Source organism: Dolichospermum sp. LEGE 00246, assembly GCF_015207865.1.
In the GTDB taxonomy this organism is placed as follows: Bacteria; Cyanobacteriota; Cyanobacteriia; order Cyanobacteriales; family Nostocaceae; genus Dolichospermum; species Dolichospermum heterosporum.
Genome location: NZ_JADEWA010000507.1, coordinates 1 through 3,768, shown reverse-complemented (window position 1 = coordinate 3,768; position 3,768 = coordinate 1). Strand labels below are relative to the sequence as shown.

Annotated in this window: 4 protein-coding genes; 2 read left to right on the top strand and 2 right to left on the bottom strand. The window is 40.9% G+C overall.

Going from position 1 to position 3,768, the window contains the following annotated elements:
* Positions 1-80: 80 nt before the first annotated feature.
* Entirely contained in the window at positions 81-806 is a 726-nt protein-coding gene (locus IQ228_RS23040; protein WP_193964558.1) for a hypothetical protein, read from the bottom strand.
* Positions 807-1,644: 838 nt separating this feature from the next.
* Here IQ228_RS23040 and mreD point away from each other — a divergent pair.
* Both mreD and ribD read left to right on the top strand, forming a co-directional pair.
* Positions 1,645-2,262: a rod shape-determining protein MreD gene (mreD, locus tag IQ228_RS23035; protein WP_193964557.1), complete on the top strand. Its 618-nt coding sequence runs from the start codon at positions 1,645-1,647 to the stop codon at positions 2,260-2,262.
* Positions 2,263-2,267: 5 nt separating this feature from the next.
* Entirely contained in the window at positions 2,268-3,446 is a 1,179-nt protein-coding gene (gene ribD / locus IQ228_RS23030; RefSeq protein WP_027403566.1) for a bifunctional diaminohydroxyphosphoribosylaminopyrimidine deaminase/5-amino-6-(5-phosphoribosylamino)uracil reductase RibD, read from the top strand.
* A 17-nt stretch (positions 3,447-3,463) separates the two neighbouring features.
* Here ribD and IQ228_RS23025 read toward each other — a convergent pair whose 3' ends face one another.
* Entirely contained in the window at positions 3,464-3,682 is a 219-nt protein-coding gene (locus IQ228_RS23025; RefSeq protein WP_027403567.1) for a hypothetical protein, read from the bottom strand.
* Between the last annotated feature and the right edge of the window lie 86 nt (positions 3,683-3,768).

The following is a 3,768-nucleotide window of genomic DNA, read 5'->3' as shown; positions in this document are numbered from 1 at the left end:
GGGTTAGGGTGGGGTAAAAATCCAGCAACCATGAATTTTCAAGCACCCTCCAAGCTAAAAAAAATTCTTTTTCCTGTTGCCTATTCCTGAATTGGGAAAAACTCCTTAGACCTACGAGAATAAGACCAAGCAATACCATCAGGATCACGGCTACGACACCACTCAGCAAAATCTGGGTCATTGCGTCGCTTGTAAACCGTACTGGAATAGACATTTAGCCGTTTAGCTAATTCAGATTGAATCAGCGAACCAAAAACTAACTGTTCTTCTAGTGGTTTTCTCACTTCCTCATGGGTAGGAACAGATAAGGATTCAGATTGCGCTTCCCCCTCCAGGGAAATAGATGGAGGTGGAGCTAAAAACGAACGGGCAATTTTAGTAACTGGTTGATCGGGGAGTTTTTCTACCAATTCACTACTATCAAGAATATCACCAAGAATACTGGCATTAATAAAGTAGTACGATTGATCCTCCTCATTTTCTGAATCTAGTACACTAGCACCAAATTCCTTAGCTTTGCTATCTAAATAGCGTTTTGCAGCCTGTCCCGAAAAATTACCCTTGATTGCCAAGTCCATGGGTGTAATTTTGCCATGATTTTCCTCAATCAATTCATAAAAGAGTGGGTTAACTTGGTTGCACCACTTTTCCCATCTAGATTGCTGCCAAAGGTTGAAAACCATTAACAGCCCCAAAATTACCAGTAAAACTTTCCAGGTATTGACCAAGAAAATAATCAAAAACGATATCGGCAAAATTAGAACGAGAAAACTTTTGCCAGGGCTTTCTATGGTTTTTTCACTCATCTAAACCTCCAGGAGACCCCCACCAAAACTGTACTCAGTTTGGTGATGGGAGGAATGGAGGGTTAATTGTGAAACGTCCCTTGAGTAATTTTGTGCGCCAGCACAAACAATGAAGGGGACAGTTGAGCAATTAACAAATCTTTGATTTTCCATATTCGATTCGTAACTGTCTTTGTGAATTGATTTACTGGATTGATTAGGAAAGAGTGGTCTTTTTTCAGTGTCTAAAACAAATACTTTGGACAGAATATTTTGCTCCGAAGAGCCTCCCATTTCTGGGGTAATGTTAGCTTCGACAATGTTAGAGGTCGGTAACTATCTTAAAAGCACTGGTTTAACCCTTAAGCCTGTTTAACTTTGAAGTTCTAGAGCAGGGAACTAGCTACGCATTCCCTGGTAGGTCTTTAACTCTTACCTCTAACGTAGTTCGGTTAAGAACTGAGTCTGGTCAACTAGGCTTTTACAAGCCCTCACCTACCCGAAGGGAAGTGATGGGTGGTTGACACTGATTTTTGCCAAGTGAATTTTTACAAAATAATATCTCTATCTTGGCAAAAATTTGGACATTTGTTTGTATCTTTTGGCAAAATTGTCGCTAATTATTCGGCAAAAGCTACTGATATATAAAAAAGTAACTAATTTTATAAGTATATTTTTCCAGCTTTTGAGAAATTAATCTGTAGTCAGATTAGGTTGAGAAAGATTAAAATTAAGCGATGACATAGCGGTATGCACTTGAATAAGATACAGAATTTACCTAAAAAACCATACACCAAAGGACTTTCCACTCTGTTCCCTGTTCCCTGCTATATAATAACCAATCACTAATCATAAAAAGATGAAGATACCTGGATTTACCAGTAACAGAGATAAAAAATCAACTTCAACTAGAGGAAAATCCTATTTTTTGATTCCCCCATTAGCGCTTTGGCATCCTTGGTGGCATCAATTTATGGATTGGATGGTAATATTTTTAACTGTAATGTTATGCTTAATAATGTTGCCAACTCGTCTTCCTGGAATGGAATTATTAGGCATTGGTCCTAACTGGCTACTGATTTGGGTAGTGGCTTGGAGTGTTAATCGCTCAGTATTTTCTGGTATGCTGTCAGGAATCATTTTAGGACTATTGCAAGATGCAATGACATCACCAAATCCCACTCATGCTTTGGGTTTGGGAATCGTGGGAATGTTAACAGCCCTAATGCAAAAACAGCGGTTTATTCAAGAAGACTTTATTTCTATTGCTTTAATTGTATTTGTGATGGCTGTGGTGGCAGACACTATTTTTGCTTTCCAGTTATCTTGGGAGGGAAATCGTCATGCCGCCAGTATTTGGACATATTACCAGCGTGCAACCTTAGCTTCGGCAATTCTTAGTAGTTTGTGGGCGCCTGTGGTTTATTATCCTCTTAATCGCTGGTGGCAGCAGATGAAATTAATTCGTAATTCTTAAGTCAAATGGATAATTTTCCAGGAGTCTCTCCAGCATCTACACCCTTATCTGAAAACCATCAATTTGCACAGCCTGTAGTCCCGGAATTAGTAGGTAATGACTTTGATTCGCGGATGATGTTACGGTGCGTAGAATTAGCTCGCATTGCGTTGGGATACACTTCACCAAATCCCTTGGTGGGGGCAGTGGTTGTCCAAAATGGGGAGATTGTGGGGGAAGGGTTTCATCCTCGTGCTGGTGAACCACACGCCGAGGTTTTTGCCCTCAGAGCGGCAGGAGAAAGGGCGCACTCAAGCACTATTTATGTGAGTCTTGAGCCTTGTAATCACTATGGACGGACTCCTCCCTGTTCAGAAGGATTAATCAATGCTGGTGTGTCTAAGGTGGTGGTAGGGATGGTTGATCCTAATCCCTTGGTAGCAGGTAGCGGGATTGCACGGCTAAGGGCTGCGGGGATTGAAGTTGTAGTTGGAGTAGAGGAAGCGGCTTGTCGGCGTTTAAATGAAGGTTTTATTCATCGCATTCTCTATCAACGACCTTTAGGTATTTTGAAATATGCTATGACTTTAGATGGTAAAATTGCCACTACTGCTGGTCATAGTTCTTGGGTAACAAATCAAGATGCTCGCACTGAGGTGTATCAATTGCGAGGGGCTTGTGACGCGGTGATTGTTGGTGGGAATACAGTGAGAAAAGATAATCCTTACTTGACTAGCCATCAAGTTGCTGCTCATAATCCTCTACGAGTTGTGATGAGTCGTAGTCTGAATTTACCAGAACAGGCTTGCCTATGGGATACTCAGGAAGCTCCAACTTTGGTTGTAACGGAAGTTGGCAGTTCACAAGCTTTTCAAAAAATGCTGCGGTCAAAAGGCGTGGAGGTGGTGGAATTTAGCTCTCTCACTCCAGAAATAGTCATGGGTTATTTATATGAGCGCGGTTTTTGTAGCGTGCTATGGGAATGTGGGGGTATTTTAGCAGCTAGTGCGATCGCTCAAGGCGCTGTTCAAAAAATCATGGCATTTATCGCCCCCAAAATTATTGGTGGAGATCATGCTCCTACACCTGTGGGAGACTTGGGTTTAACTAGTATGACTGAGGCATTACCGTTGGAGCGGGTAAGTTGGCGGATTGTCGGTAATGATTGCTTAGTAGAAGGTTATTTACCATCGAAACTTAAATAAACAGCACAGCCACTTGACTATGACTGTTGGCGTTCATAAGCTAAATCACGAATCAGACTCAGCCGAGATTGGATGTAATCACACAAAAAATCAATTTCATGAGGATCTAAAAAAGCTTGATTAGTTATTTGTTTAACCAACCACTGCACCAAACTAGCATCATCAAGCTGTAAGAGTGTTACTGTGTGGGTGGCTTCAACGATAGACCAAAATTGACGCATGATAGTTGGAGTCATTAGACCTCTATATTAATCATTAGTTCTTTTTAGATTACACAATTATGATATTAACTGACTGCATAAATGTACAACTAGATATAACT